This window comes from Pseudooceanicola pacificus (assembly GCF_009789075.1).
GTDB classification, from domain to species: domain Bacteria; phylum Pseudomonadota; class Alphaproteobacteria; order Rhodobacterales; family Rhodobacteraceae; genus Pseudooceanicola; species Pseudooceanicola pacificus.
The window spans coordinates 343,132-369,035 of the sequence record NZ_WNXQ01000003.1; the positions used below are offsets into that span (position 1 = coordinate 343,132).

Sequence of the window (25,904 nt, forward strand, 5' to 3'; positions counted from 1 at the left end):
CAATTCACCCCCCGAGGATATTTCCGGCCAGAGGAAGCGGGCGGGGGGCGCCAGGTCCGGCGATGATGTGCCCGGGGGCCGGGTGGTCAGACGGCATGCCAGGTGGCGATGAGCTGGCGGATGGCCTCGATGACGTTGTCGGTGGCCACGGCGGCGAGGATTATGCCCATGACCCGGCTGACGATCGCGGCGCCCGAACGGCGGATGGTGCGCAGGATCGGCCCGGCGGCCAGCATGAAGAGGAAGGCGAAGGCGATCACCGCCAGCATCACCGCCGCCGTCGCGGCCTGTTCCGGCACCGAGAAGCGGTTGTTGTCGGTCAGCAGCACGATGGCCAGCATCGCGCCCGGCGAGGCGAGGGAGGGCACCGCCAGGGGGAAGATCGCCGGATAGTCGCCCTCGCGCAGGCCCATGCCGCCGTCGTGGGTGCCGAAGATCATCGTCAGCGCGAAGAGGAAGAGCACCAGCCCCCCGGCGATCTGGAAGGCGGGCAGCGAGATTCCGAGCGCGTCGATCAGGAACTGCCCCAGCACCAGGAAGAAGCCAAGCACCAGCGCCGCGATCAGTGCCGCCTCGGCGGCGATCTTGCGGTGTTCGGCTGCCGGACGCCCGGCGGTGACGGCGACGAAGACGGGGATCGTGCCGATCGGGTCGATCACGACCCAGAGGATGACGAATTGCTCGAACAGCTCGCTGGTCATCTGCGGGCGGGCCTTTGGGTCCGGAGGTGGGCTGGGGCGGAGCGGGGCGGCTCCGGCCCCTCAAAACCACGTTTGGCGCGTCGGGACAACGGCACTGGCGCGCCGCAGGGGCGATCTGCGGCAGAATGCGGCGGGACCTGTCGAAAAGCGCCTCTGCGCGGGCTTGCGGCAGGGTCGGGCGGTGACATATAGAAGCCGTCAAATCGGAACTCAGCCGGAGAGAGATCCATGGCAGGCCATTCCAAATGGGCGAATATCCAGCACCGCAAGGGGCGGCAGGACGCGGCGCGCTCCAAGCTGTTCTCGAAGCTGTCCAAAGAGATCACCGTCGCCGCCAAGATGGGCGATCCCGACCCCGACAAGAACCCGCGCCTGCGCCTGGCGGTGAAGGAAGCCAAGTCGAATTCGGTCCCCAAGGATGTGATCGACCGGGCGATCAAGAAATCCGTCGCGGGCGAAGGCGACGAATACGAGGAAATCCGCTACGAGGGCTATGGCCCCAACGGCGTGGCGGTGATCGTCGAGGCGATGACCGACAACCGCAACCGGACCGCGTCGAACGTGCGTTCGACCTTTTCCAAGAACGGCGGCAACCTGGGCGAGACCGGGTCGGTCGGTTTCATGTTCGAGCGCAAGGGCGAGGTGGCTTATCCCGCCGCGGCGGGTGACGCGGATACGGTGATGATGGCCGCGATCGAGGCCGGGGCCGAGGATGTGGAAAGCTCGGACGAGGGGCATATCATCTATTGCGCCGATACCGACCTGAACGAGGTCGCCACCGCGCTGGAGGCCGAGCTGGGCGAGAGCGACTCGACCAAGCTGATCTGGAAGCCCACGACCACCACCGAGATGGACCTGGAGGGCATGCAGAAGCTGATGAAGCTGCTGGATGCGCTGGAAGACGACGATGACGTGCAGCGCGTCACCGCGAATTTCGAGGCCTCGGACGAGGTGATGGACCAGCTCTGAACCTGCTGCCCCCCGGGTCCGGCCGGGGCGGATTGAACGGGGCCCGGCGCCGACATGCGCCGGGCCTTTGCCTGTCCGGGGGGCGGGCCGGGGAGCTACGGCCCGGGGAGCTACGGCTCGGGGGGCCGGGGATCGCGCCGGGGGTCAGGCGGGGCCGGCCGGGTCCGACCGGGGCGGCTGGCGCAGCATCCGTTGCGCAGTGGCACGGATCGCGCGGGTGACCGGGCGCAGGGTGTCGGACAGGTGGCGCGGCGTCATCCAGTAGAGCGGCACGTCCAGCGGCGTGTCGGGCAGCAGCGGGCGGAGGCGTCCGCTCTCCAGCGCCGCGCCGATCAGCATTTCGGGGTTCATGCCCCAGCCCAGCCCGGCCTCGGCCCCGTGGATGAAGGCATGGGTCGAGGGCAGGTAGTGCTGCGGCGGCGCGCGGCCGGGGCCAAAGGTCCTGTCCAGCCACATCAGCTGCAGCCGGTCCTTTTCGTCATAGGTCATCGCCGGGGCGCGGCGCATCACGGCGCCTGTCACGCCATCCGGGCAGTGGCGGGCGATCCAGCCGGGGCTGGCGGAGGCGATGTAGCGCATCACGCCCAGGGGATGGGCCTCGCAGCCATGCGGCGGGCGCGCGGTGCCGGTGACCGCCGCCGAAACCTCGCCCCGCCGCAGCCAGTCGGCGGAATGGTCCTGATCGTCGACGGCCAGGTCGAAGAGCAGACCCGGCACCGCCTCCTGCGCCGCCGCGAGGGCGGGCACGATCCAGCTGGCCAGGCTGTCGGCATTCACCGCGATGCGCAGGAACCTCGGCCCGGCCTCGGGGCCGGGGCCCAGGGCGGCGGTCAGCTGCGCCTCCATCAGGCCGACCTCTTCGGCGTGGCGGGCGAGGCGCTGACCGGCGGGGGTGGCGGTGCAGGGCTGGCCGCGCAGGACGAGGGGCTGGCCCAGGCGATCCTCCAGCGCGCGCAGGCGCTGCGACACCGCGGGCTGGGTGATGCCAAGCGCGGCGGCGGCCCCGTCGAAAGAGCCGACACGGATGATCGCCGCCAGCGCGGCCAGCTGGTTGTAGTCGAACATGGGATAAGTCTGGATTATGCCTGATCAGATCAATTCATTTTCCTTATCACGCGCCACCCCCTAGGACCACTCGGCAACCAGGGAGGGACAGGGGCATGACACAGGCATGGATGGCGGGCTTTGGCCTGGGGCTGTCGCTGATCGTGGCCATCGGGGCGCAGAATGCCTTTGTCCTGCGCCAGGGGCTGCGGCGGGACCATGTGCTGGCGGTGGTGCTGACCTGCGCGCTGTCGGATGCGGTGCTGATCGCGGCGGGGGTCGCAGGGTTCGGCGTGCTGACGCAACGGGCGCCCTGGCTGGGGCCGATGATGCTCTGGGGCGGCGCGGCCTTCCTGCTGGTCTATGGCGCCATCGCCTTCCGCTCGGCCCTGCGGGGCGGGGCCGCGCTGCGGGCGCGCGAGGGGGCGGCGCCGGTGTCGCTGCGCAGGACGCTGGCGGTCTGCCTCGCGCTGACCTGGGGCAATCCGCATGTCTACCTCGACACGCTGGTGCTGATGGGCGCGGTGTCGGCCCGGTGGGAGGACCGGACCGCCTTTGCCCTGGGCGGCATGGCGGCATCGGCGGTGTTCTTTGCCGCGCTTGGCTATGGCGCGCGGCTGCTGCGGCCGCTCTTTGCCCGGCCCGCGGCCTGGCGCTGGCTGGACGCGGGGATCGGCTGCGTGATGTGGTGGATCGCGGCGGGGCTGCTCGCAGGGGTATGAGCGCAAAGGCATCATTGCCAGCCGGCAGGTTGGAAGCGCCTTGTGGTGTCCGCCGCTTCGTGCCACGGATGGATGCATGACGATCGCATCCAATAGTGCCGCTTCCGCACGCCCTGTTGCCGGCATCCTGTGGATGTTGTTCGCCGGGATCCTGTTCATCGCCGTGAATGCCGGCGTCAAATACGTGGGTCCCGTGGTGCCCGCAGCCGAGGCGGCATTCCTGCGCTATTCGCTTGGGCTGATCCTGCTGATCCCGATGATCCGCCCGGTGATCAACGCCAGGATCACACCCCGCCAGTGGCGGATGATCGCGGGCCGCGGCCTGTTGCATTCGATGGGCGTGGGGACGTGGTTCTACGCGATGGCGGTGATCCCGATCGCCGATGTCACGGCGATCAATTTCCTCTCGCCCGTTTTCGTGACCATCGGGGCGGCGATCTTTCTGGGCGAACGGCTGGCGATGCGGCGCATCATGGCCGTTGTCGTGGCGCTGGTCGGGGCCATTGTCATCCTGCGCCCCGGCGTGCGCGAGGTGCTGCCGGGTCATTTCGCGATGATGGGCACGGCGCTGGTCTTTGCCGCCAGCTACATGATCGCCAAACAGCTGTCCGACGAACTGCCGCCGATGGTGGTGGTGACGATGCTGTCGCTGTCGGTCTCGATCGGGCTGGCCCCGGCGGCCGCGCTGGTCTGGGTCACGCCCGACTGGACCACCGTGGCAGTCCTGTTCGGGGTCGCGGTGGTGGCGACGGCCGGGCACTACGTGATGACCCTGGCGCTGCGGGCCGCGCCGATCACGGTGACCCAGCCGGTGACCTTCCTGCAACTGGTCTGGGCGGTGGCCCTGGGAGTCTTCGCCTTTGGCGAGGCGGTCGATCCCTATGTCATCCTGGGGGGCGGCATGATCATCGCCGCCGTGTCTTTCATCACCTGGCGCGAGGAGATGGTGCGGCGCAAGAGCATCACGCCCCCACCGGGCGCGACCAAGGGCTGAGGGACTGGCAAATCGCCCCGGCCCGGCTTAGGTACGCGGCATGGATGATCTTTCCCTCGATACCCGCAAGGGCCTGCCCGAGCATCTGCGCGTGCTGGCCGACCTCTACCCGCGCGAGATCTGGACCGGGCACCCGAATTTCGGCGGGCTGACGGCCTTCTGGCTGGAGCGGCACCTGAATTTTCGCCAGGTGCTCGACACGCTGATCGACGGGTCCGAACGCCACCTCGACCGGCACGATCCGCGCTACGGGCACGAGATGCAGCGCTATACCTCGTTCTTCCTGAACCAGCTGCATCATCACCACATGATCGAGGATCAGCATTATTTCCCGCAGTTCCTGCCGCTGGACAGCCGGCTGGAACAGGCCTTCGAGCTTCTCGACCGCGATCACCATGCGCTCGACGGGCATATCCACGGGCTGGCCGAGGCCTCGAACGCGGTGCTGAAGCGGCTGGCGGCGGGCGAGGACGAAAAGGTCGCGGCAGACCTGCTGCTGCGCCATCAGCGCGACTTCAAGGTCTTCCTGAACCGCCATCTGGAGGATGAGGAAGAGATCATCGTGCCCGTCATCCTGGAATACGGCGCCGACACCGAGTGAGGCGGCGCGGAGGCTGACGCCTGCACGGCGGGGCCCCGGCGCGTTGGCCGGGGCGCGGTGCGCAGGTGGCCGGGGCGCGGTGTGCATGGGGGCAGGGCGCGGTGTGCTTGGGCCAGAGGGGTCCCGGCGCGGTGGCCGGGGCACGGAGCGCAGGTGGCGGGCAGGGGCGCGCGGATCAGGCGTCGATCGAGCTGCCGATGGCCGCGTTGACCAGGCCGCCGTCAACCGTCAGCGTGTGGCCCACCACGTAATTGCCCGAGCGCGCCGCGAGGTAGAGAGCGGCGGCCGAGATGTCCTCCTCGGTGCCGATCCGGCCCGAGGGGATGCGCTGGCCGACCTCGTCCGCGTGATCGCGCGCCGCGCGGTTCATGTCCGAGGCAAAGGCCCCCGGCGCGATGGCATTGACCACCACATTGTCCTTGATCAGCCGCGCCGCGACCCGGCGGGTCAGGTAGATCAGCCCGGACTTCGAGGCGTGGTAGGAATAGGTTTCCCAGGGGTTCAGCCGCTGCCCGTCGATCGAGGCGATGTTGATCACCTTGGACGGATCCCCGGGCGTGGCCCTGGCCGTCAGCATGCCGTGCAGCTTCTGCGTCAGGAAGAAGGGCGCCTTGAGGTTGACGTCCATCGTCTTGTCCCAGCCCTTTTCGGGGAAATCGAGGTAATCCTCGCCCCAGGCCACACCTGCGTTGTTGACCAGGATGTCGAGGTGATCCTCCTTCTCCTTGATCGCGGCGACCAGGGCGTCGATGCCCGCCATGTCGGCCACGTCGCCGGGCAGGGCGATGCAGCCCTCGCCGATCTCTTCCGCAGTGGCAAAGCAGTTCTCGGCCTTGCGGGACGAGATGTAGACCTTGGCCCCCGAGGCGACAAAGGCCCTGGCAAAGCTCTTGCCCAGCCCGCGCGAGCCGCCGGTGATCAGGGCGACCTTGCCCTTGAGCGAAAACAGCGTGGCGATGTCCATGAACCTTCCTCCTCCGTTGGTCTGACGGCCAAGATGTCATGGAGGACGGGCCGGGCGTCAAGCGCGGGCCGCGATATTGCGGAAATTATTTTCGCACGACGATCAGCCCGCGTTGGTCACCGCGCCCACCACGTCATCCGCCAGCGAGAAGCCCAGCCCCGGCGCATCGGGCAGGTCGAGCCAGCCGTTCACCGGCGCCAGCCCGGGCGCGGCGACGATGTTGTCACGCGCCAGCTGCCACATGATCTGGTTGCCGTCGTCGAGGTTCGGGATCATCCGGGCAATCTGGTGCTCGGCGCAGGTGGTGATGCCGGTGGTAAAGCTCGAATGGATGCAGATCGACAGGCCCGCCGCCTCGGCCACCGCGGCGGCCTTGAGCATGGGCTGGATGCCACCCACCTCGCGCGGGCCGATGCAGATCATGTCGGCGGCGCGCATGCGGCAGATTTCGTAAACGTCGTAGAGGGTAAAGGCCGCCTGATCCGCGACGATGGGGATACCGACCGACTCGCGCACATGGCGCAGCGCCTCCAGCGACCAGGAGGGGGTCGGCTGTTCGATGAAGTCGATGTCGTATTTCTCCAGCAGGCGGCACATGCGCACGGCGCGGTAGGGGTCCCAGCCCTCATTCGCATCCAGCCGCAGGCGGGCATCGCCGATCTCGGCCCGGACGGCCCTGACGATATCCAGATCGGCCTTTTCGTTCACCCGCCCGACCTTGAGGTAGAACACACGCTCGCCCGCGGCGACGCCTTCGGCCGCGTGGTTTGCCAGCTCTTCGGGCGTGTCGCCCTGCAGGAAGAAGAAATACCCCACCTTGCGCCGGTGCGCCCCGCCCAGAAGCGCCGTCACCGGCCGCCCGGCCAACTTGCCCTGCGCGTCCCAGAGGGCGAAGTCGATGCCCGCCAGCATCTGGTTCGCGGCGCGGTTCGTGTTCGCGCCAAAGGCCATGTAGCTTTCCCTGAGGATCCGGTCGCGGATCGGCGCGGCGTCGAACACGCTTTCGCCCACCAGCTTTTCGGCCAGCCTCTGCAGGATCAGGACCGAGGCCTGCTGATCCGGGGCGACGGTGGCCTCGCCGATGCCGATGGTGCCGTCTTCAAGCTCAAGCTCGATCAGGTTCACCGAGAAGGATCTGCGGATGCCCTGCGTCCAGTGATAGGGCTGGGCCAGCGGCAGGGTAAGGGGGCGGGTGCGGAGCGCGGTGATTTTCATGATGCGGGCAGGATTCTCCGGGACCGTGCCGGTTGCACGCCGGATCGCGACATTTCCGGTCGGAAAAATACCGGGCGCGTGCGGCGGTCGCGCATGGCGCTTGATCCGCGTCAAGGCGGGGCGGCCCGGGGCGGGACAGACTGCGGGCATCCACAGGACCGGAAGGATCGACACCATGTCCAACACCCCGCACGAGTTGCACGAGGACTTTCCCGACTTCGCCGCCGCGATCACCGCGCTCAAGACCTCGGACGCGCATTTTGCCCGGCTGGCCGGGGACTACCACGCGATCAACGGCCGGATTCACCGCGCCGAAACCAATGTCGAACCGATGGACGACCTGACGGTCATCACGCTGCGCAAGGAGCGTGCCGCGCTGAAGGATGCGATCTTTGCCGCGCTGAAGGCGGCTCAGCCGACCTCGTAGGGCAGGACGCCGCGGGCGTTCGGGTCGATGGCCAGGCGCCGCTCCAGCGGGGGCACCGAACGCTGGTGGCAATCGGTGCGCTCGCAGATCCGGCACGAGATGCCGATGGGTTCGAAGGCGCGGGGTTTCGACAGGTCCAGGTCGTCGGCATAGACCAGCTGCGGCGCGTGGGCGACCTCGCAGCCAAGCGCGATGGCATAGCGGCGCACCGGGGCCCCGAAGGCGCCGCCGGATTTGCTGACATCGCGGGCCAGGTTGACATAGCGCACCCCGTCCGGCGTCTCGGCCAGCTGGCGCAGGAAGCGGCCCGGCGTCTCGAAGGCGCGGTGCACGTTCCACAAGGGGCAGGCGCCGCCGAAGCGGGCGAACTGCAGCCGGGTGGCCGAATGGCGTTTGGTGATAGTGCCCGCCTGGTCGACCCGGACAAAGAAGAAGGGCACCCCCTTGGCGCCGGGGCGTTGCAGCGTCGAGAGCCGGTGCGCGACCTGTTCGATCGAGGCGCCATAGCGCATCGCCAGAACTTCCAGGTCGTGGCGCACCTCCTGCGCGGCGTTCAGGAACGAGGTATAGGGCATCAGCGCGGCCCCGGCGAAATAGTTCGCCAGCCCGATCTTGGCGATGGAGCGGGCGGTGTCGGACTGGAAGCGGGCGAAATCCAGCGTCGCCTCCAGCAGCTTGTCCTGTTCCAGCAGCGCGACCTGCAGCAGCAGCTGAAAGGTCTGGGTTTCCGGCGCGGCGCGCAGGCTGATCTCCAGCTGGCCGGTGTCGGGGTCGAAATGGCGCAGGCGGGCGCTGTCGGTGAACGACACCTCGATGCCCCGGTGGCCAAGCGCGCTCACCGCCTTGACCCGGATGTTGCCGGCCCCGCCGACCGGCTGGGCAAAGCGTTCGGCGGCGCGGTCGACCGCGTCGATATAGTTGTCGCAATAATGAAAGAAGTCCCGCACCTCGTCCCAGGGAGAAGGCTGGGTGCGGGCATCCTCGCGCCCCAGTGCCTCGTCCAGCGAGGCGAGGCGTTCATGCGTCTGGCGATAGGCGCGATGCAGGTGCAGGAAGGCGCGCGCCAGGGCGGGGGCGTTCGACGCGGTCAGCCGCAGGTCCGCCAGCGGCGGGGCGATATCGGCCAGCACCGGGTCGGCCATCGCCTCGCGCATGTCGCTGATCAGGCGCTCGCTGTCCCCGGTCGACAGCTCTGTCACGTCGAAACCGAACTGCTGGGCAAGCGAGAGCACCACCGAGGTCGAGACCGGGCGGTTGTTGTTCTCCATCTGGTTCAGATAGGGCAGCGAGACGCCCAGCTTGCCGGCAAAGTCCTTTTGCGTCAGGCCCAGTTTCTGCCGCGTCTCGCGCAGCTTGGCCCCGACATAGAGCTTGTGTGCGGCCATCGCGGCCTCCGATTTGCAAAGTTGCAGTTGGCAATGCTAACTTTGCAAATCCGGGTTAACAAGTGGTGTCGCTGTCAGCGCCCGTCGAGGCTGATGCCGATCTGGCGTTCCCGCCAGATAACCAGCATGATCGAACAGACGCCCGCGATGGCGGTGGCGAACATCAGCCAGATCAGGGGATATTCCCCGCGCCCCGGCTGCAGCACAAGCCCGGCCAGGACCGACAGGCCGGCCCCGCCGCCGATCATGATCGCCCCGCCCAGGCCCGCCGCCGTGCCCGCCAGATGCGGCCGGACCGAAAGCATCCCCGAATTGGCCGAGGGGATCGTCATGCCATTGCCCACGCCGACCAGGAACATCGAGCCGAAGAACACCGCCGGCCCGCCCAGCCCGGCATAGGACAGGGCAAGCGCCGCGATCATGCCTGCGGCCACAGTTGCCGATCCGCACATGATCATCCGGTTGACCCCGATGCGGGTGGCCACCAGCCCGGTGACAAAATTGCCGGCAAAATATCCGATCCCCGGAATCCCGGTCCACAGCCCGAAGGCCGCGGGGCTGAGCCCGAAGACATTGCTGGCCACGAAAGGCGCTCCGCCCAGATAGGCAAAGAAGGCGCCCGAGGAAAACGCGGCCGCCAGGCAATAGCCCCAGAAGCGCGGCGAGGTCAGAAGTTCCGGGTATTCCCCGAACTGCTGCATCAGGCTGTTGCCGCTCTTGCTGCCGGTTTCGCCCAGATCGGCCCAGGTCAGCGCAAGGATCGCCAGACCCGACGCCAGCATCAGCCAGAACGACCCGCGCCAGCCGAAGATGCTGTCGAGCATGCCGCCAACCGCCGGGGCCAGCATCGGGACAAGCGCCATGCCCATCGTCACATAGCCCATCATCGAGGCCGCCCGGTCCGGCGCGTTCATGTCGCGCACCACGGCCCGGGACAAGGCCATGCAGACCGCGACCGAGGCCTGGATCATGCGGAACAGCAGGAAGGTTCCGATGTCGCGCGCCAAGAGGCAGCCCAGGGTCGCGAGGCAAAAGATCGCCAGCCCCGCCAGGATCACCGGCCGGCGCCCGAATTTGTCCGCCACCGGGCCGATGAAAACCTGCAAGACGGCATTGGCCGCAAGGAAACCGGCCACCGACAGCTGCACCAGATGATAGGGCGCGTCGAACCAGACAACCATGTTCGGCAGCGAGGGCAGGAACACGTTCATCGACATTGCCGCCAGACCCGTGATCAGGATCAGCGTCGAAAGATGCGGCGGCGACAGCCTGTCGAGATACCGGACCGGGGGGTGATTTTCCATTCCGGATGCCGTATGCGGGGGAGGCGTGAAAGTCCATGCTGGTTACATGCAGTTTGCAGTTTTGCAGTTTGCAAAATCGCATCTGCCAATTGTTTGCAAATTTGCCATGTTCCGCTTTGTTTGCGCGCGCAGAATGTCTATGGTCGCGCCAATTCGGAAAGGCCTGGCCAACAAGGGGATGACGCGATGAAAGACATTCTTCAGGAACTGGACGACCGGCGCAGAACGGCCCGGCTTGGCGGGGGCGAAAAGCGCATCGAGGCGCAGCACGCCAAGGGCAAGCTGACGGCCCGCGAGCGGATCGAGCTGCTGCTCGACGCGGACAGTTTCGAGGAATTCGACATGTTCGTCAGCCACCGCTGCACCGATTTCGGCATGCAGGAGCAGCGCCCCTATGGCGACGGCGTGGTGACCGGCTGGGGCACGATCAACGGCCGCATGGTCTATGTCTTCAGCCAGGATTTCACTGTCTTCGGCGGCTCGCTCTCGGAAACCCACGCGCAGAAGATCTGCAAGATCATGGACATGGCGGTGCAGAACGGCGCCCCGGTGATCGGGCTGAACGATTCCGGCGGCGCGCGCATCCAGGAAGGCGTCGCCTCGCTTGCCGGCTATGCCGACGTGTTCCAGCGCAATGTCATGGCTTCGGGCGTTGTCCCGCAGATCAGCGTCATCATGGGCCCCTGCGCGGGCGGCGCGGTCTATAGCCCGGCGATGACCGATTTCATCTTCATGGTGAAGGACAGCAGCTACATGTTCGTCACCGGCCCCGACGTGGTGAAGACCGTCACCAACGAGGTGGTCACGGCCGAGGAGCTGGGCGGCGCCTCGACACACACGCGGAAATCCAGCGTCGCCGACGGCGCCTTCGAGAACGATGTCGAAGCCCTGGCCGAGGTGCGCCGCCTGGTCGATTTCCTGCCGCTCAACAACCGCGAGAAGCCGCCCGTGCGGCCCTTCTTCGACGAGCCGGGGCGGATCGAAACCAGCCTCGACACCCTGATCCCCGACAATGCCAACACCCCCTACGACATGAAGGAGCTGATCCTGAAGGTCGCGGACGAAGGCGATTTCTACGAGATCCAGGAAAACTACGCCAAGAACATCATCACCGGCTTCATCCGGCTTGAGGGACAGACCGTGGGCGTGGTGGCGAACCAGCCGATGGTGCTGGCCGGCTGCCTCGACATCGACAGCTCGCGCAAGGCGGCGCGGTTCGTGCGGTTCTGCGACTGCTTCGAAATCCCGATCCTGACCTTCGTGGATGTGCCCGGCTTCCTGCCCGGGACGGGGCAGGAATACGGCGGGGTCATCAAGCACGGGGCCAAGCTGCTGTTCGCCTATGGCGAGGCGACGGTGCCCAAGGTGACGGTGATCACCCGCAAGGCCTATGGCGGCGCCTATGACGTGATGGCCTCGAAACACCTGCGCGGCGATTTCAACTATGCCTGGCCGACCGCCGAGATCGCGGTGATGGGCGCCAAGGGCGCGACCGAGATCATCCATCGCGGCGACCTGGGCAATGCCGAAAAGATCGCCCAGCACACCCGGGATTACGAGGACCGCTTTGCCAATCCCTTCGTCGCGGCCGAACGCGGCTTCATCGACGAGGTGATCCAGCCGCGCTCCACCCGCCGCCGGGTCAGCCGGGCCTTCGCGAGCCTTCGCAACAAGAAGCTCGAGAATCCCTGGAAGAAACACGACAACATCCCGCTCTGAGGCACAGCCGATGGCCCGCCGGGGATGGCATATCCTGCGCGAGGAGGGGGCGCTGGTGCTGACGCGCCGGCTGCCGCCCCGCCTTGACGTCAGCGCCGAGACGCTGCTGCCCGACGGGCGCAAGGCGGCGCTCGCCCATCAGGTGCGCCAGGACCTGTGGCGCGCGCTGCGGGATCTGCGGGGCTTTTCCCCCGTGGTGCGGGTCGAAGCGGTGGGCACGGGCCTGCGGGTGATCGCAGGCGGGCGCGTGGCGGGGCCGGTGCCGGACGGAACGGGCGCGCGGATCGCCGCGCTGCTGGAGAGCCCGGCGCATCGCGCCCGCTGGGTGGCGCAGGCACGGAGACGGGCAGATGCCTAAGGTGACGACAGGTTTAGCCGCAGTGGGAGGGGTCCTCTTGGGGATGGCGGCCACGGCGTGGGGGCAGGAGGAGTCCCCGCCCGTGCCCTCCGGATTGTCGCTGCGATTGCAGGAGGTGCTGGTGGAAGAGCAGTTCGACGGAACCCGTTGGGCGCGATTCCGCTACGTCGCCGACGATCTGGCCGGGCACGACTTTGCCGATGTGGAGGCGGATTTTCCCGCGCTCTGCGCCGAGCAGGTCGTGCCCTGGTCGCGAACCGCCGAGCCCGCGGTGGACAAGGCGGTGATCTCGCTGGCCTCGGCGGCGCTGGATTTCGGCGAGTCGGACCCGGAGGTGACGCAGTTCTTCGAGGTCTATGCGATCCGGGACGGAAGCTGCATCTGGGAAGGATTGTGACAATGCCACAATATCTTGCGGGTCGAAATTCATGCGCCATCGGCGTTGAGGCTTTCGAGTCACAGCGCCCCGGGGCCGGGTTTGCCGCGTATATCCGGGGCCCTATTTCCTGTACTCTGAGCGCAGGCCGCACAAAAGCGGCCGGTGCCAGGCAGGTCGGACAGGGGGGCTCCTCGGAGCTCCGTTCGGGCTGTCAGAGAGACAGGAGAAGCAGATGTCGAAAACCCTTACGAGCATCCTCGCCCTGGCCGTCGTTGCCGCAACCACTGCGGCCTGTGCCAAGCAAGAGGAAGAATATGTCGTGGTCGCGCCCGAACCGATTTCGGTCGAGCCCGTCTACACCGGCAAGTTCAAGTAAGTGTCCTGACGGACTGACACGGGGTCCGGCCGTCAGGCCGGACCCCCTTTCATGCGCGCGCCCCGGGCGGCAGGGGGTGGCGTCATGCTGAAACACCGTGGATTTCCATCGCGCCTGCCGGGCACCGATTTCCAGTTCACCATCCGCCGCGGCAATCCGCGCGGCGTGACGCCGCTGCAGCGCCGGGAACGCTATGCCGACCGGCGCCCGCCCGACCGCCGGGCCGACGAGGCCTTTCTGCGCGCCCTGTGGGAGCATTTCGGCGAAGAGCCCTTCGAACGCGGCAACCTCGACGCCGGCCGGCTGAGCTGGTTGTTCGGGCGCGAGGTGATTCCGGCCGAGGATCCCTTTGACCCCGCCAGCTACGACGCGCTGCTGATGATCGACACGCGGGCCGTCCGCGCGGCCTTTCCGGGGCTGATGGACGAGGATTCGGCATGAATTTGCCGCGCCTTCCGGAGCTTTGGCGATCTTTGGCCGATTTCCCGCCCCGCGCGCGGTTTCGCTTGGCGAGTCGCGCCCGGCGCGAGAGCATGACCCTTGCTGCCACATCGCCGCATTCGTGCGCCGTGGCAGCGTGTCTATACCGTTACCCTTCCCCTTCAGGGCGGCCCGATCTCCCCAACGATCGGCCGCCCGTCTTTTTGCGCGCGCGCCGTGCCATGCTGCGGCGACTTCTCGCGCAACGGTATGATTTTTCGGCGAAAAATCGCACTGCCCGAACGGTCTGCTTGTGGGAACCGAACCTGCCGCTACACGTTGCTTTCAAAGGCGGCGCAGCGGTCAGAGGACAGGCGACATGGGGTTCAGGAAATTGCTCTTGCTGGGCGGGATTTGCGCGGGGCTTTCGGCCTGCGGCGACACCTTCGGCAACCAGGCGCTGGTCGGCGCCGGCGCGGGTGCGGTCGGCGGCGCGGTCCTGGGCGAGGGGACCCGTGGCCTGGCCGCCGGCGCCGTCATCGGCGCTACGGCCAATGTCGCCTATTGCCGGCAATTCCCGCATCGCTGCGGCTGATGCAGCTGCGGCCCGCGGGCCGCTTTCCAGACGACATTCCACCACCGTGGCCCTGCGCCGCGGTGGTTTTTCTTTGGCCGGCGCGGCAGCGCGGCGCATGACACATGGGACAGCGGGGGCCGAGACCCCCGGACAACGGGAAAGGGACCGGAGATGTTCAACAAGATCCTGATCGCCAACCGGGGCGAGATTGCCTGCCGGGTGATCAAGACCGCCCGCAAGATGGGGATCGCGACGGTGGCGATCTATTCCGACGCCGACCGCAACGCCCTGCATGTCGCGATGGCGGACGAGGCGGTGCATATCGGCCCGCCGCCGGCCAACCAGTCCTATATCGTGATCGACAAGGTCATGGCCGCCGTCACGCAGACCGGCGCCCAGGCAGTGCATCCCGGCTATGGTTTCCTCTCCGAGAACCCGAAATTCGCCCAGGCGCTGGAAACCGCGGGCGTCGCCTTCATCGGCCCGCCGGTCAAGGCGATCGAGGCCATGGGCGACAAGATCACCTCGAAGAAGATCGCGCAGGAGGCCGGTGTCAGCACCGTGCCCGGGTACATGGGTCTGATCGAGGATGCCGAGGAAGCGGTGAAGATCTCGGGCGAGATCGGATATCCGGTGATGATCAAGGCCTCGGCCGGCGGTGGCGGCAAGGGCATGCGTATCGCCTGGAACGACACCGAGGCGCGCGAGGGCTTCCAGTCCTCCAAGAACGAGGCCGCGAGTTCCTTTGGCGACGACCGGATCTTCATCGAGAAGTTCGTCACCCAGCCCCGCCATATCGAGATCCAGGTGCTCTGCGACACTCATGGCAACGGCATCTACCTGCATGAGCGCGAATGCTCGATCCAGCGCCGGAACCAGAAGGTGGTGGAGGAGGCGCCCAGCCCCTTCCTGGACGAGGCCACCCGCAAGGCCATGGGCGAGCAGGCCGTCGCGCTGGCCAAGGCCGTGGGCTATGCCAGTGCCGGGACGGTGGAATTCATCGTCGACGGCAACAAGAACTTCTATTTCCTGGAAATGAACACCCGCCTGCAGGTGGAACATCCGGTGACCGAGCTGATCACCGGGGTCGACCTGGTGGAGCAGATGATCCGCGTCGCCAATGGCGAGGCGCTGACGATCACCCAGGACGACCTCAGGATCAACGGCTGGGCCATCGAGAACCGGCTTTATGCCGAGGATCCGTACCGCAACTTCCTGCCCTCCATCGGGCGGCTGACGCGCTATCGCCCGCCCGCCGAGGTGGCCGAGGTCACCCATGTGGTGCGCAACGACACCGGCGTCTACGAGGGCGGCGAGATCAGCATGTATTACGACCCGATGATCGCCAAGCTCTGCACCTGGGCGCCGACCCGGGGCGAGGCGATCGAAGCGATGCGCGTGGCGCTCGACACCTTCGAGGTCGAGGGGATCGGGCACAACCTGCCGTTCCTGGCCGCGGTGATGGATCATCCGAAATTCGTCAGCGGCGAGATGACCACCGCCTTCATCGCCGAGGAATGGCCCGAGGGATTCGAAGGGGTCGCGCTGCCCGGCGCCGACCTGCGCCGCATCGCCGCCGCCTGTGCCGCGATGAACAAGGTCAGCGAAATCCGCCGCACCCGCATTTCGGGCCGGATGGACAATCACGAGCGCAAGGTCGGCGACAAATGGGTCGTGAGCCTGCAGGGCGAAAGCTTCTCGACCGATGTGAAGAGCGATCCCAAGGGCGCCACGGTGCAGTTCGAGGACGGCACCACCCTGCGGGTCGAAGGCGACTGGACCCCGGGCAAGACCCTGGCCGAGATGACCGTCGGCGGCGCCCCGCTGGTGCTGAAGGTCGGCAAGATCTCGGGCGGGTTCCGCATCCGGTCGCGCGGGGCCGATCTGAAGGTCCATGTGCGCAACCCGCGCCAGGCCGCCCTGGCCGAGCTGATGCCCGAAAAGCTGCCGCCCGACACGTCGAAGCTGCTGCTCTGCCCGATGCCGGGCCTGGTGGTGAAGATCGACGTCGAGGTCGGGCAGGAGGTCCAGGAGGGCCAGCCGCTCTGCACCATCGAGGCGATGAAGATGGAAAACATCCTGCGCGCCGAGAAAAAGGCCATCGTCAGCCAGATCAACGCCGAACCGGGGCAGAGCCTTGCGGTGGACGAAGTGATCATGGAGTTCGAATAGGCCATGACCGAAGCGCAGCCCTATAGCCTCTGGGCGGGTGCGGGCCTTCTGGCCCTCGCCGCGCTTGGGGTTGCGCTTTTTGCCGGGCCGGATGCGGGCACCTCGCGCCGGATCCTGGTGCAGTTCCTGTTCCGCATCGCCTTGCCGATCTGCATCATCCTGGGCCTGCCGCTGGTGCTGATCGCGCGCACCATCGACCTGGAGGACCGCCTGTGGCAGGCGCTGATCGCCGGGCTGGTCATCGCTATGGGCTGGCTGACCACGGCCATGTTCACCGAGATTGGCCGCTCGCGCCAGCGGGCGGAACGGCTGCGGGATTACCACAAGGCGATCTATGCCGAGATCGGCAACAACCTGAACACGCTCTGGTCGGCCGAGGCGATCGACGGCTACGCGGAGCGGCTGATCGGGCGGATGCAGGGCGATCCGGATTTCGTGCCCTTCATCCCGAAGGAGCACAACGATCACGTCTACGACGCGATCATCGACCGCATCGACGTTCTGCCCCGGCAGACCATCGACGCCATCGTGGCCTATTACAGCCAGGTCAAGGCGATCTCGGCCCTGGCCGAGGACATGCGGGGGGATGCGTTCAAGACGCTGTCGCAGGATCGCCGGATCGCGATGTACAGCGACTATGTCGAGATGAAGAAACAGGCGCTCGCCTTCGGCACCTATGCGACCAGCCTGATCCGCGCCTTTGCGGAAGGCGGCGCACCGGCGGCGGATGCGCTGATCCGGTCGGTCAGTAGCCGGGCTGCGGCCCGGTCCGGCCAGTCACCGGGATCGGAGTGAACGGAATGTTGGGATCGCGTTCCATGACCGTCTCCTTTCCTTGGCTTCGCATGGGGCAGGATGCCCCGCGTATCCTCAATATAGGGTATCCGCCCCGGATCCGCAACGCGAACCGCTATTGCCCGGCATTGCGCAGGGCGCGGCGTTCGCGGATTTCGTCCTGCCTGAGCGGCGTCTTGTCGATGGAATGCGAGATCTCGCGCACGTCCCAGGGTTGCGGCTTGCGCAGCTTGATCTGCCCGTCCTTGCCCACCAGCACCAGCATGAAGCCGCGCGGACGCAGCTTTTGCCGCAACGGGCTTTCGCCGGCGGGATCGGTGTCGGTGATGACCACCACGTCGCGTTCGGCCAGCTCGCCCGGGCGGGCGTGCAGCGATTCCATCTGGCGGATGAACCGCGGGTCCGAGGCGCTGTCGGCAAAGATCACCAGCGGGCGCTTTTCCCAGATGAACTGCTCCAGCGTCTGCTCGCCGGATTCCGAAAATATCTCGTCAAAGCTGGGTTCGGTGGCGGCATCGGCAATGGCGGCTGCGCTCAGCGACAGCACGCCGGCAAAGACGACGGGCAACATGCGGGCCAAGGATCTGAATGCGGGCATCGTCTCTCCTGTCCGCTTGGATATAGGCGCGGCTCAGCCGAATACTACTCAAATGCCCGGCAAATGTGCAGAAAAACCGAGGGTTAATCCCGTGGTGACGGAGGGGGCGCGATGATGCGGCGCATCAAGGCCTCTCCGGCGCCACGACCGGCGGGGTATCTTTCCCCGACGGAGGCGCGGACCCTTGGACATCACTTTGCATATCGGGGCGCATCGCACCGCCACGACCACCTTCCAGACCTATCTGCAGGACAATACCGACCATCTGGCCCGGAACGGGATCGCCTGGTGGGGGCCGAAACGCACGCGCAACGGGCTGCTGTCGGGCATCGTGCCGCTGCCGGGCCTGCTGCCGCCGGAGCGGCAGTTCGCCCGGGCGGCGGGGCGGATCGGGCTGCACCTGGACCGCGCGGCCCAGCAGGGCATGCGGCAGCTGATCGTGACCGAAGAGAACATGCTGGGCGCCCCGCGCGCCAACCTGCGGGCCGGGACGCTCTACCCCCATGCGGGTATGCGCATCGGGCGCTACCTGGCGGCCTTTGGCGGGCGCACGGGGCGGATCGCGCTGTCGATCCGCTCGCCGGATTACTACTGGGCCTCCTGCATGGCCTTTGCGCTGGCGCGGGGCCACGGGGTGCCGGGGCCCGAGCAGCTGGCCAGGCTGGTTGCGGCCGACCGCAGCTGGCGCGACGTGATCTCGGATATCGCCTGTGCCGCGCCGGGCGTGCCGATCCTGGTGATGACGCACGAGGCACATGGCGCGCAGCCCGAACAGCGGCTGTGGCACATGACCGGGGGCAGCCTGCTGGCGCCCATGACCCACGCGCGCAACTGGCTGAACCGGGCACCCGACCTGGCCCGCTTGCGCGGGATCCTGCGCGACAGGGGCCGCGACCCGCAGGCCCTGCCGGCGGGCGAGGGGCGGTGGATGCCCTTCGATGCGGGCCAGCAGGCGCGGATGCGGGAAAGTTACATGGACGATCTGTTCTGGCTGCGCGCGGGCGCGGACGGGATGGCCGTCCTGGCAGAGGATGACGCGGACGGACAGTGGTCCGACGCATGGACAGGGACCGGCGCGGCAGCGGCACAGCTGCCCCCCGGCGAACTACGGAGAGGACAAGATGGCATCGAAAAAGGACGAATGGTCGGCAATCGCTGAGAAAGAGCTGAAGGGCCGCGCGGCCGAGACGCTCAACTGGCAGACGCTGGAGGGGATCGAGGTCAAGCCGCTCTATACCGAGGAAGACACGGCGGGCCTGCCGCATATGGGCTCACTGCCCGGGATGGCGCCCTTTACCCGCGGGGTGAAGGCCACGATGTACGCCGGGCGGCCCTGGACCATCCGGCAATACGCCGGGTTCTCGACGGCCGAGGAATCCAACGCCTTCTACCGCCGCAACCTGGCCGCCGGGCAGCAGGGTGTTTCGGTCGCCTTCGACCTGGCGACGCACCGGGGCTATGACAGCGATCACCCGCGCGTGGTGGGCGATGTGGGCAAGGCCGGCGTGGCCATCGATTCGGTCGAGGACATGAAGATCCTCTTCGACGGCATCCCGCTGGAGAAGGTCTCGGTCTCGATGACGATGAACGGCGCGGTGATCCCGATCCTGGCCAGCTTCATCGTCGCGGGTGAGGAGCAGGGCGTCGACAGGGCGCAGCTGTCGGGGACCATCCAGAACGACATCCTCAAGGAGTTCATGGTCCGCAACACCTATATCTATCCGCCCGAACCCTCGATGCGGATCATCTCGGACATCATCGAATACACCAGCAACGAGATGCCCAAGTTCAACTCGATCTCGATTTCCGGCTACCACATGCAGGAGGCCGGGGCGAACCTGGTGCAGGAGCTGGCCTATACCCTCGCCGACGGCAAGGAATACGTGAAGGCGGCGATGGATGCCGGCATGGATGTCGACAAGTTCGCCGGGCGGCTGTCGTTCTTCTTTGCCATCGGCATGAACTTCTTCATGGAGGCCGCCAAGCTGCGCGCCGCCCGCCTGCTGTGGTACCGCATCATGGACGAGGTCGGCGCCAAGCAGGAACGCTCGAAGATGCTGCGCACGCATTGCCAGACCTCGGGCGTGTCGCTGCAGGAGCAGGACCCCTACAACAACGTCATCCGCACCGCCTATGAGGCGATGTCGGCGGTGCTGGGCGGCACGCAGTCGCTGCACACCAACGCCCTGGACGAGGCGATTGCCCTGCCCACGGATTTCTCGGCCCGGATCGCGCGCAACACCCAGCTGATCCTGCAGGAGGAAACCCAGGTGACCCGCGTGGTCGACCCGCTGGCGGGCAGCTATTACGTCGAGACCCTGACCCACCAGCTGGCCGAGGAGGCCTGGAAGCTGATCGAGGAGGTCGACGGCATGGGCGGCATGACCAAGGCCGTGGCCAGCGGCATGCCCAAGCTCAGGATCGAGGAATCGGCGGCCACCCGGCAGGCGATGATCGACCGCGGGACCGAGGTCATCGTGGGCGTGAACAAGTACCGCAAGGACAAGGAAGACCCGATCGACATCCTGGATGTCGACAACGTGAAGGTGCGCGAGAGCCAGGTGGCGCGGCTGGAGACGATCCGCGCCAGCCGGGACGAGGCCGCCTGCACCGCCGCGCTGGAGGAGCTGAGCCGGCGCGCGGCGGAGGGTGGCAACCTGTTGGAAGGCGCGGTCGAGGCCGCGCGTGCAAGGGCCAGCGTGGGAGAGATCAGCATGGCGATGGAGAAGGTGTTCGGCCGCCATCGGGCCGAGGTGAAGACTCTGGCGGGGGTCTACGGCGCGGCCTACGAGGGCGACGAGGGCTTTGCCGCGATCCAGAAATCGGTCGAGGATTTTGCCGAGCTGGAGGGCCGGCGGCCGCGCATGCTGGTGGTCAAGATGGGCCAGGACGGCCATGACCGCGGCGCCAAGGTGATCGCGACGGCCTTTGCCGATATCGGCTTTGACGTGGACGTGGGCCCGCTGTTCCAGACCCCGGACGAGGCGGCGCAGGACGCGGTGGACAACGATGTGCATGTGGTGGGGATCTCGTCCCAGGCGGCGGGGCACAAGACCCTGGCGCCGCAGCTGATCGAGGCGCTGAAGGCCAAGGATGCGGGCGATATCATCGTGATCTGCGGCGGGGTGATCCCGCAGCAGGATTACGATTTCCTGAAGAACGCGGGGGTCAAGGCGATCTTTGGCCCCGGCACCAACATCCCGACGGCGGCGCAGGACATCCTGAAACTGATCCGCGAGGCGCGCGCGGCCTGAGGGCGGCAGGCCCCGGCGCGGGGCCGGGGCGCGGCGGTCCTTTCGGGGTCCTGACGAGAGTTGCCCGCAGCCGCTGTGCTGGCTGCGGGCGGGGGAGGGGGGCTGTCTGCCCCCCTCTTGCGCCCTTGGCGCAATTCACCCCCCGAGGATATTTCCGGCCAGAGGAAGCGGGCGGGCTAGGGCTTTTGTCTGGTGGTTCGGGCCGGGGGGTGACGTGGTGATCCGGGTGGTTTTCCGGGCGATGCGGCGGTCACTTTTGCGTCAGGGACGAAGAGGATGGCCTGTGTCGCGGCGCGTCGGGATACGCGGTTGGTGTGGCCGTGCCTGGCGGTGCGGTGGTGAGATTTGCGCGCTTTGAGCGGGCCTCGACCACCCGCTGCCATGCGGATGCGAGGAAATGCGGTGTCATCCCCGGCCTGGACAGGCGTGGGCCGGGGCCAGGGCCTCTCCTGCCGCGGGCGGTCGAGGGGGTGCGGGGCCATGAAGGCCGGGATCGGCGGCGACATGCCGGGCGGCCATGGCGTTTCATGGCGCCATCGGCTAGGTCGGGGCCGGGCGTCTGCCCCGGGCGGGGCGCGCGCCGGGGCGGGGGATGGACCCCGTCCTGACGCAGAAGTTGCTTTGATTCCGCGCCGCAGCGTTTAGGCTGGAGCCATGTCGATCTGGACCCGCATCGCCGAAGCCATTGCCGCCCTGGCCAAGGGCGAGGGGCTGTCGGCCGTCTTTGACCGTTTGCGCGGCCCGCGCGAGAAATCCGTGGGGTTCGCCATCGCCGTGATCGCCCTGGGCGCCAAGATGGCCAAGGCCGACGGGCAGGTCACCCGGCTGGAGGTGCGCGCCTTTCGCGAGGTGTTCCAGATTGCGCCCGAGGACGAGAAGGAGGCGGCCCGCGTCTTCAACCTGGCCCGGCAGGATGTGGCGGGCTACGAGGATTATGCCCGGGCCATCGGGCGCATGTTCCGCGATGACGAGGGGATGCTCTGCAATCTGATGGAGGGGCTGTTCCATATCGCCATGGCGGACGGCGGCTATCACCCGGCGGAGGATGCCTTTCTGGCGACGGTGGCCGGGATCTTCGGGCTGGACGATGTGCGCTTTCGCCACCTGCGGGCGCGCTTTGTCCCGGATGCCGAACGCGATCCCTATGAGGTGCTGGGCATCTCGCCCGGGGCCGAGCTGGGCGATGTGCGCCGGGCCTGGCGCAGCGCCGTGCGCGAGAGTCATCCCGACCGGCTGGTGTCGCAGGGCGTGCCCGAGGAGGCGGTGAAGCTGGCCGAGAAGCGCCTGATCGCGATCAACCGCGCCTGGGAGGAGATTCAGGCCGAGCGCGGGGAAAGCGTGGGCGCCTGATGCGCCTGGCGACCTGGAATATCGAGTGGTTCAACGCGCTGTTCGACGCGCAGGACATGCTGCTGATGGATGACGCCCCCTCGGCCCGTCACGGCATCAGCCGGGCGCGGCAGGGCGAGGCGATTGCCACGGTGCTGACTGCCCTGGACGCCGATGCGGTGATGGTGATCGAGGCGCCGGACACCGGGACCCACAGGTCGACCGTGGTGGCGCTGGAACGCTTTGCCGCGAGCTTTGACATCCGCGCGCGCAAGGCGATCATCGGCTTTGCCAACGAGACGCAGCAGGAGATCGCGCTGCTCTACGACCCGGATGCGCTGAGCCCGCGGCACGACCCGGTGGGCGCACCGACCGGCAAGAAGGGTTCGGGCCAGGCGCCCCGGTTCGACGGGGTGTTCCGGATCGACCTGGACGTGGATGCGACCGAGGATTTGGTGCGGTTTTCCAAGCCGCCGCTGGAGTTGGAGGCGCAAAGCGCCGCGGGCCAGCGGTTCCGCATCATCGGCGCGCATCTGAAATCCAAGGCCCCGCACGGGGCGCATGGGCGGGACGCGGTGATGCGGCTGTCGATCGCCAACCGGCGCAAGCAGCTGGCCCAGGCGGTCTGGCTGCGGGAGCGCATCGCGGCGCATCTGGAGGCCGGCGATCCGCTGATCGTGATGGGCGACCTGAACGACGGGCCGGGGCTGGATGTCTACGAGGACCTCTTTGGCCGCTCCTCGGTCGAGATCATCATGGGCGGCGAGGGCGAGCCGCAAATGTACGACCCCCATGCCGCCCGCGCCCTGCGCAGCAAGCTGAGCGCCTCGCCCACCACGGCGCGGTTCTGGATCCAGCCGGACAGGCGCTACCTGCAGGCGCTGCTGGATTACATCATGCTGTCGCCCGACCTGCTGTCGCGGGGGCCGCGCTGGCGCATCTGGCACCCGTTCGACGATCCGGACTGCTGGGCGCTGCCCGAGCTGCGCGATGCGCTGATTGCCGCCAGCGATCACTTCCCCGTCACGCTCGACATCGAACTGTGATTTGGGCGCGGGGGCGTTTCGGGCTATCCTGACGCCCATGAAACGCCTTGCCCTAGCCCTGCCGCTGGCCCTTGCGGCCCCTGTCCATGCCGAGGAACCCGGCGGACGCACGATGATGGAACGTGGCGCGCAGCTCTTCTTCGAGGGGCTGATGTCCGAGATGCGGCCCGCGCTGGAGGATCTGCGCGGCCTGGCCGAGGAGGTGGAGCCGCAGCTGCGCGATTTCGCCCGCGAGATGGGACCGGCCTTTGCCCAGCTGATGCGCGAGATCAAGGATTTCAGCGCCTATCACCCGCCCGAGATCCTGCCGAACGGCGATATCATCCTGCGCAAGAAACAGCCGCCCGAACTGACCGATCCCTACGAGGAGGTCGCGCCGGGCGGCGAGATCGAGATCTAGCCGCGCAGGACGATGTCGGTTTCGGCCTGAAGCGAGCTGGCGAGCGACTGGAACCGGGCGGCCGCGACTTCGCCGAAGAGGGGCCAGGCGGCCTCGGTCAGGCGCAGCTCCAGCTTCTTCTTCTTGGGAAACCAGCGCATTTCGCCCAGGGGTGCGTCGCGTTCCAGCCAGAGCATCGCGCCGAAGCGCATGGCCTTGCCCAGGATTTCGGCCTGAAGCTGCTCTTCGGGCGGGATCAGGTCGTACATCTCTTCGAAATGCGTGCCTTCGCGCTTGTTGCGATAGCGGTGCAGCAGGGCCAGGCCCAGGAACACGCGTTCGGAATGTTTCAGACCGCCCAGATTGGCGCGGGTGGCATTGTCGAAACAGACCTCGGCCCGGTAATCGGGATGCGCGCGCCAGGTCACGTCATGCAGCAGGCAGGCGGCCTTCACCAGGCGCTTGATTTCCGGCCGGCTGGATTTGAACAGCGGCATGATGAAATCGTACAGCGTCTTGCCGAACCCGGGCAGGCGGGCGTCCTTCGCCTCGGCAAAGCGGCAGGCCTCGATCAGCGGGTCCCGGTCGCGCAGGGCCTGGGGCATCTGCTGATAGAGCATCCCCTCGCGGATCCCGTAGGAGGAGACGGCGATATCGCGCGGATGAAAGGTGCGCACCACCTCGCTCAACACCTCCGAGGCGAGGGGCACCAGCGACATCCGCTCCTTGGAGATGCTGCAGCGCGCGCGCAGCTCTTCGAGGTCAGAGGCGGCGATGAACTCGGCGGTGGCGCGGATGGCCTTGGCGCTCATCCGGTATTCATGCAGCACATGCAGGGGATAGCCGCGCCGTTCCATGTCGATCCGGGCAATCGCGCGCCATGACCCGCCGACCAGGAACAGGCGGTTGGGCTGGTCGCCCATCTCGGATTTCAGCTTTCCGACCTCGGCCTTGATATAGGCGCGCCGGCCCTTCTTGCCGCCCTTGACGTCGGCCAGCTTCAGCGGACCCAGGGGCGAGGTCATGCGGCGGCCGACCTCGCCGCCCGCGATCTCGGCCAGTTCCATCGAGGATCCGCCGATATCGCAGACCAGCCCGTAAGAGCCGGGCCAGCCCAGCAGAACGCCCTGGGCCGACAGCCGCGCCTCTTCCCTCCCGTCGATCACCCAGACCTTCAGCCCGGTGACCCGTTCGACATCCTCGATGAAGGCGGCGCCGTCGCTGGCCTCGCGTACGGCGGCGGTGGCGACGGCGGTCAGGGGCGTTGCCCCCATGCCCTGGGCCAGCAGCTGGAATCGGTGGATCGCCGCCAGGGCGCGCTTGCGCCCCTCGGGGTTCAGGTGGCCGGTGTCGGACAGGCCCGCGCCGAGGGCGCACATGATCTTTTCGTTGTAGAAATAGGCGGGTGAGCGGGCCGCGCCATCGAAGACGACCAGACGCACCGAGTTGGACCCGACATCGACGACACCCACCCGGCTGAGCGCCCGGGCCTCGGGGTCGTTGAACAGGGGGCGTCCGAAGGGCCCCCACTCGGGGGTTGCGCTTTCGTTGGTGGCGTCCATGGTCCCCGTCCCTGCGAACTTGCCCCCTTATGTGATGCCGGGCGGGCGGGGGTCAACCGGGTCGGCGCCACGGGGGCCGGTGCCGCAAAGGAACTTGCTATTTGCAACCGAATTCGCCAGCCTGCGCGCGGATGCTGAATGGTTCGGGAGGTCACCCATGCAACCTGTCCCCTATCTCTTTTTCAACGGAACCTGCGCCGCGGCGATGACGCATTACGCCGAGGTCTTCGGCACGGCCGACAGGCTGGTGCTGATGACGCTGGACGCGGCCCCGGACGAGGTCCGCGCCCAGTTGCCGGGTGTTTCGGGCGTGATGCATGCCGCCCTGCCGGTGGGCAGCGGCTGGATCTACGCCAGCGACGACCTTGGGACCGAACCCTCGCCCGCGATGGCCGGCTGCAACATCGCGGTGGACCTGCCCGACGATGCCGAGACGCGCCGCGTCTTCGACCGCCTCGCGGAGGGGGGCGAGGTGCGCATGCCGCTGGAACCGACTTTCTTTGCCCCGCTCTTCGGTACGCTGACCGACCGTTTCGGGACGCGCTGGATGGTGATGACCGCCTCGCCCATGCCGGGCTGACATCGCCGGCGAGGGCCCGGGTCAGGCCCGGGCC

General features: G+C 67.4%; 27 protein-coding genes. 19 read left to right on the forward strand and 8 right to left on the reverse strand.

Going from position 1 to position 25,904, the window contains the following annotated elements; genetic code table 11:
- Positions 1 to 86: 86 nt before the first annotated feature.
- Positions 87 to 701 (reverse strand): MarC family protein, encoded by a 615-nt coding sequence (locus GLS40_RS07350; RefSeq protein ID WP_160382092.1) that lies wholly within the window; start codon positions 699 to 701, stop codon positions 87 to 89.
- Positions 702 to 929: 228 nt separating this feature from the next.
- Between GLS40_RS07350 and GLS40_RS07355 the strand changes: the two genes are divergently transcribed.
- Positions 930 to 1,670, forward strand: a complete 741-nt coding sequence (locus GLS40_RS07355; protein WP_160382093.1) for a YebC/PmpR family DNA-binding transcriptional regulator — start codon at positions 930 to 932, stop codon at positions 1,668 to 1,670.
- 144 nt (positions 1,671 to 1,814) lie between these two features.
- On the opposite strand, the gene GLS40_RS07360 is transcribed toward GLS40_RS07355, so the two are convergent.
- Positions 1,815 to 2,735: a LysR family transcriptional regulator ArgP gene (locus GLS40_RS07360; RefSeq protein ID WP_160382094.1), complete on the reverse strand. Its 921-nt coding sequence runs from the start codon at positions 2,733 to 2,735 to the stop codon at positions 1,815 to 1,817.
- A gap of 95 nt (positions 2,736 to 2,830) precedes the next feature.
- On the opposite strand from GLS40_RS07360, the gene GLS40_RS07365 reads away from it, so the two are divergent.
- The 3 genes from GLS40_RS07365 to GLS40_RS07375 all read left to right on the forward strand — a co-directional run bounded on the left by GLS40_RS07365 (position 2,831) and on the right by GLS40_RS07375 (position 5,031).
- Positions 2,831 to 3,436 (forward strand): LysE/ArgO family amino acid transporter, encoded by a 606-nt coding sequence (locus GLS40_RS07365; protein WP_160382095.1) that lies wholly within the window; start codon positions 2,831 to 2,833, stop codon positions 3,434 to 3,436.
- 76 nt (positions 3,437 to 3,512) lie between these two features.
- On the forward strand, positions 3,513 to 4,430 hold the full coding sequence (locus GLS40_RS07370) for a DMT family transporter (RefSeq protein WP_160382096.1): 918 nt from the start codon (positions 3,513 to 3,515) through the stop codon (positions 4,428 to 4,430).
- Positions 4,431 to 4,470: 40 nt separating this feature from the next.
- Entirely contained in the window at positions 4,471 to 5,031 is a 561-nt protein-coding gene (locus GLS40_RS07375; RefSeq protein ID WP_160382097.1) for a hemerythrin domain-containing protein, read from the forward strand.
- A gap of 175 nt (positions 5,032 to 5,206) precedes the next feature.
- Here the strand turns inward: GLS40_RS07375 and GLS40_RS07380 are convergent, their stop codons facing one another.
- Both GLS40_RS07380 and GLS40_RS07385 read right to left on the reverse strand, forming a co-directional pair.
- A complete protein-coding gene (locus tag GLS40_RS07380; protein ID WP_160382098.1) occupies positions 5,207 to 5,995 on the reverse strand; it encodes an SDR family oxidoreductase in 789 nt (262 codons plus the stop codon).
- Positions 5,996 to 6,097: 102 nt separating this feature from the next.
- Positions 6,098 to 7,210, reverse strand: a complete 1,113-nt coding sequence (locus GLS40_RS07385; protein WP_202075982.1) for a mandelate racemase/muconate lactonizing enzyme family protein — start codon at positions 7,208 to 7,210, stop codon at positions 6,098 to 6,100.
- Positions 7,211 to 7,385: 175 nt separating this feature from the next.
- Here GLS40_RS07385 and GLS40_RS07390 point away from each other — a divergent pair, with 175 nt between their 5' ends.
- Positions 7,386 to 7,637 (forward strand): YdcH family protein, encoded by a 252-nt coding sequence (locus tag GLS40_RS07390; protein ID WP_160382099.1) that lies wholly within the window; start codon positions 7,386 to 7,388, stop codon positions 7,635 to 7,637.
- Here the strand turns inward: GLS40_RS07390 and GLS40_RS07395 are convergent.
- A complete protein-coding gene (locus GLS40_RS07395; RefSeq protein WP_160382100.1) occupies positions 7,622 to 9,022 on the reverse strand; it encodes a helix-turn-helix domain-containing protein in 1,401 nt (466 codons plus the stop codon). The two genes, GLS40_RS07390 and GLS40_RS07395, sit on opposite strands and share 16 nt — an antisense overlap.
- 74 nt (positions 9,023 to 9,096) lie before the next feature.
- Complete coding sequence (locus tag GLS40_RS07400; protein WP_160382101.1) at positions 9,097 to 10,326, reverse strand: multidrug effflux MFS transporter; 1,230 nt, start codon at positions 10,324 to 10,326, stop codon at positions 9,097 to 9,099.
- 186 nt (positions 10,327 to 10,512) lie between these two features.
- Between GLS40_RS07400 and GLS40_RS07405 the strand changes: the two genes are divergently transcribed.
- The 8 genes from GLS40_RS07405 (at position 10,513) to GLS40_RS07435 (ending at position 17,122) form a co-directional block, all read left to right on the forward strand.
- Positions 10,513 to 12,045 carry an acyl-CoA carboxylase subunit beta gene (locus GLS40_RS07405; protein ID WP_160382102.1) on the forward strand — a complete coding sequence of 511 codons (1,533 nt, stop codon included), beginning with the start codon at positions 10,513 to 10,515 and terminating at the stop codon, positions 12,043 to 12,045.
- 10 nt (positions 12,046 to 12,055) lie between these two features.
- Positions 12,056 to 12,403 (forward strand): hypothetical protein, encoded by a 348-nt coding sequence (locus GLS40_RS07410; RefSeq protein WP_160382103.1) that lies wholly within the window; start codon positions 12,056 to 12,058, stop codon positions 12,401 to 12,403.
- 43 nt (positions 12,404 to 12,446) lie between these two features.
- The gene (locus tag GLS40_RS07415; protein ID WP_235905809.1) at positions 12,447 to 12,800 is read left to right on the forward strand and encodes a DUF6497 family protein; all 354 of its coding nucleotides are present in this window, start codon (positions 12,447 to 12,449) and stop codon (positions 12,798 to 12,800) included.
- A gap of 214 nt (positions 12,801 to 13,014) precedes the next feature.
- Positions 13,015 to 13,158, forward strand: a complete 144-nt coding sequence (locus GLS40_RS17830) for a hypothetical protein (RefSeq protein ID WP_202075984.1) — start codon at positions 13,015 to 13,017, stop codon at positions 13,156 to 13,158.
- Between the two features lie 84 nt (positions 13,159 to 13,242).
- A complete protein-coding gene (locus GLS40_RS07420) occupies positions 13,243 to 13,599 on the forward strand; it encodes a hypothetical protein (RefSeq protein ID WP_160382105.1) in 357 nt (118 codons plus the stop codon).
- Positions 13,600 to 13,957: 358 nt separating this feature from the next.
- The gene (locus tag GLS40_RS07425; protein WP_160382106.1) at positions 13,958 to 14,173 is read left to right on the forward strand and encodes a hypothetical protein; all 216 of its coding nucleotides are present in this window, start codon (positions 13,958 to 13,960) and stop codon (positions 14,171 to 14,173) included.
- A 153-nt stretch (positions 14,174 to 14,326) separates the two neighbouring features.
- Positions 14,327 to 16,327, forward strand: coding sequence for an acetyl-CoA carboxylase biotin carboxylase subunit (locus GLS40_RS07430; RefSeq protein ID WP_160382107.1), 2,001 nt, complete (start codon positions 14,327 to 14,329; stop codon positions 16,325 to 16,327).
- 3 nt (positions 16,328 to 16,330) lie between these two features.
- Positions 16,331 to 17,122: a hypothetical protein gene (locus GLS40_RS07435; protein ID WP_160382108.1), complete on the forward strand. Its 792-nt coding sequence runs from the start codon at positions 16,331 to 16,333 to the stop codon at positions 17,120 to 17,122.
- Between the two features lie 115 nt (positions 17,123 to 17,237).
- On the opposite strand, the gene GLS40_RS07440 is transcribed toward GLS40_RS07435, so the two are convergent.
- Positions 17,238 to 17,720 carry a DUF4174 domain-containing protein gene (locus GLS40_RS07440; RefSeq protein WP_235905810.1) on the reverse strand — a complete coding sequence of 161 codons (483 nt, stop codon included), beginning with the start codon at positions 17,718 to 17,720 and terminating at the stop codon, positions 17,238 to 17,240.
- Between the two features lie 184 nt (positions 17,721 to 17,904).
- Between GLS40_RS07440 and GLS40_RS07445 the strand changes: the two genes are divergently transcribed.
- From GLS40_RS07445 to GLS40_RS07465, 5 genes are all read left to right on the forward strand, one after another.
- Positions 17,905 to 18,879: a hypothetical protein gene (locus GLS40_RS07445; protein WP_160382109.1), complete on the forward strand. Its 975-nt coding sequence runs from the start codon at positions 17,905 to 17,907 to the stop codon at positions 18,877 to 18,879.
- Positions 18,842 to 20,974, forward strand: coding sequence for a methylmalonyl-CoA mutase (scpA, locus tag GLS40_RS07450; protein WP_160382110.1), 2,133 nt, complete (start codon positions 18,842 to 18,844; stop codon positions 20,972 to 20,974). The genes GLS40_RS07445 and scpA overlap by 38 nt, the downstream gene beginning before the upstream one ends.
- Before the next feature lie 654 nt (positions 20,975 to 21,628).
- On the forward strand, positions 21,629 to 22,324 hold the full coding sequence (locus GLS40_RS07455; protein WP_160382111.1) for a molecular chaperone DjiA: 696 nt from the start codon (positions 21,629 to 21,631) through the stop codon (positions 22,322 to 22,324).
- Positions 22,324 to 23,349, forward strand: a complete 1,026-nt coding sequence (locus GLS40_RS07460; RefSeq protein ID WP_160382112.1) for an endonuclease/exonuclease/phosphatase family protein — start codon at positions 22,324 to 22,326, stop codon at positions 23,347 to 23,349. Before GLS40_RS07455 ends, GLS40_RS07460 begins: the two co-directional genes overlap by 1 nt.
- Positions 23,350 to 23,386: 37 nt before the next feature.
- Positions 23,387 to 23,749 (forward strand): hypothetical protein, encoded by a 363-nt coding sequence (locus GLS40_RS07465; protein WP_160382113.1) that lies wholly within the window; start codon positions 23,387 to 23,389, stop codon positions 23,747 to 23,749.
- Here GLS40_RS07465 and GLS40_RS07470 read toward each other — a convergent pair.
- A complete protein-coding gene (locus tag GLS40_RS07470) occupies positions 23,746 to 25,290 on the reverse strand; it encodes a Ppx/GppA family phosphatase (protein ID WP_160382114.1) in 1,545 nt (514 codons plus the stop codon). The two genes, GLS40_RS07465 and GLS40_RS07470, sit on opposite strands and share 4 nt — an antisense overlap.
- A gap of 157 nt (positions 25,291 to 25,447) precedes the next feature.
- Here GLS40_RS07470 and GLS40_RS07475 point away from each other — a divergent pair, with 157 nt between their 5' ends.
- On the forward strand, positions 25,448 to 25,870 hold the full coding sequence (locus GLS40_RS07475; protein ID WP_160382115.1) for a VOC family protein: 423 nt from the start codon (positions 25,448 to 25,450) through the stop codon (positions 25,868 to 25,870).
- Positions 25,871 to 25,904 lie beyond the last annotated feature (34 nt).

Excerpts from the sequence above, each read along its gene's own strand:
- GLS40_RS07350 (WP_160382092.1), bottom strand. The coding sequence starts at position 701 with ATGACCAGCGAGCTGTTCGAGCAATTCGTCATCCTCTGGGTCGTGATC.
- GLS40_RS07355 (WP_160382093.1), top strand. The coding sequence starts at position 930 with ATGGCAGGCCATTCCAAATGGGCGAATATCCAGCACCGCAAGGGGCGG.
- GLS40_RS07360 (WP_160382094.1), bottom strand. The coding sequence starts at position 2,735 with ATGTTCGACTACAACCAGCTGGCCGCGCTGGCGGCGATCATCCGTGTC.
- GLS40_RS07365 (WP_160382095.1), top strand. The coding sequence starts at position 2,831 with ATGACACAGGCATGGATGGCGGGCTTTGGCCTGGGGCTGTCGCTGATC.
- GLS40_RS07370 (WP_160382096.1), top strand. The coding sequence starts at position 3,513 with ATGACGATCGCATCCAATAGTGCCGCTTCCGCACGCCCTGTTGCCGGC.
- GLS40_RS07375 (WP_160382097.1), top strand. The coding sequence starts at position 4,471 with ATGGATGATCTTTCCCTCGATACCCGCAAGGGCCTGCCCGAGCATCTG.
- GLS40_RS07380 (WP_160382098.1), bottom strand. The coding sequence starts at position 5,995 with ATGGACATCGCCACGCTGTTTTCGCTCAAGGGCAAGGTCGCCCTGATC.
- GLS40_RS07385 (WP_202075982.1), bottom strand. The coding sequence starts at position 7,210 with ATGAAAATCACCGCGCTCCGCACCCGCCCCCTTACCCTGCCGCTGGCC.
- GLS40_RS07390 (WP_160382099.1), top strand. The coding sequence starts at position 7,386 with ATGTCCAACACCCCGCACGAGTTGCACGAGGACTTTCCCGACTTCGCC.
- GLS40_RS07395 (WP_160382100.1), bottom strand. The coding sequence starts at position 9,022 with ATGGCCGCACACAAGCTCTATGTCGGGGCCAAGCTGCGCGAGACGCGG.
- GLS40_RS07400 (WP_160382101.1), bottom strand. The coding sequence starts at position 10,326 with ATGGAAAATCACCCCCCGGTCCGGTATCTCGACAGGCTGTCGCCGCCG.
- GLS40_RS07405 (WP_160382102.1), top strand. The coding sequence starts at position 10,513 with ATGAAAGACATTCTTCAGGAACTGGACGACCGGCGCAGAACGGCCCGG.
- GLS40_RS07410 (WP_160382103.1), top strand. The coding sequence starts at position 12,056 with ATGGCCCGCCGGGGATGGCATATCCTGCGCGAGGAGGGGGCGCTGGTG.
- GLS40_RS07415 (WP_235905809.1), top strand. The coding sequence starts at position 12,447 with ATGGCGGCCACGGCGTGGGGGCAGGAGGAGTCCCCGCCCGTGCCCTCC.
- GLS40_RS17830 (WP_202075984.1), top strand. The coding sequence starts at position 13,015 with ATGTCGAAAACCCTTACGAGCATCCTCGCCCTGGCCGTCGTTGCCGCA.
- GLS40_RS07420 (WP_160382105.1), top strand. The coding sequence starts at position 13,243 with ATGCTGAAACACCGTGGATTTCCATCGCGCCTGCCGGGCACCGATTTC.
- GLS40_RS07425 (WP_160382106.1), top strand. The coding sequence starts at position 13,958 with ATGGGGTTCAGGAAATTGCTCTTGCTGGGCGGGATTTGCGCGGGGCTT.
- GLS40_RS07430 (WP_160382107.1), top strand. The coding sequence starts at position 14,327 with ATGTTCAACAAGATCCTGATCGCCAACCGGGGCGAGATTGCCTGCCGG.
- GLS40_RS07435 (WP_160382108.1), top strand. The coding sequence starts at position 16,331 with ATGACCGAAGCGCAGCCCTATAGCCTCTGGGCGGGTGCGGGCCTTCTG.
- GLS40_RS07440 (WP_235905810.1), bottom strand. The coding sequence starts at position 17,720 with ATGCCCGCATTCAGATCCTTGGCCCGCATGTTGCCCGTCGTCTTTGCC.
- scpA (WP_160382110.1), top strand. The coding sequence starts at position 18,842 with ATGGCATCGAAAAAGGACGAATGGTCGGCAATCGCTGAGAAAGAGCTG.
- GLS40_RS07455 (WP_160382111.1), top strand. The coding sequence starts at position 21,629 with ATGTCGATCTGGACCCGCATCGCCGAAGCCATTGCCGCCCTGGCCAAG.
- GLS40_RS07460 (WP_160382112.1), top strand. The coding sequence starts at position 22,324 with ATGCGCCTGGCGACCTGGAATATCGAGTGGTTCAACGCGCTGTTCGAC.
- GLS40_RS07465 (WP_160382113.1), top strand. The coding sequence starts at position 23,387 with ATGAAACGCCTTGCCCTAGCCCTGCCGCTGGCCCTTGCGGCCCCTGTC.
- GLS40_RS07470 (WP_160382114.1), bottom strand. The coding sequence starts at position 25,290 with ATGGACGCCACCAACGAAAGCGCAACCCCCGAGTGGGGGCCCTTCGGA.
- GLS40_RS07475 (WP_160382115.1), top strand. The coding sequence starts at position 25,448 with ATGCAACCTGTCCCCTATCTCTTTTTCAACGGAACCTGCGCCGCGGCG.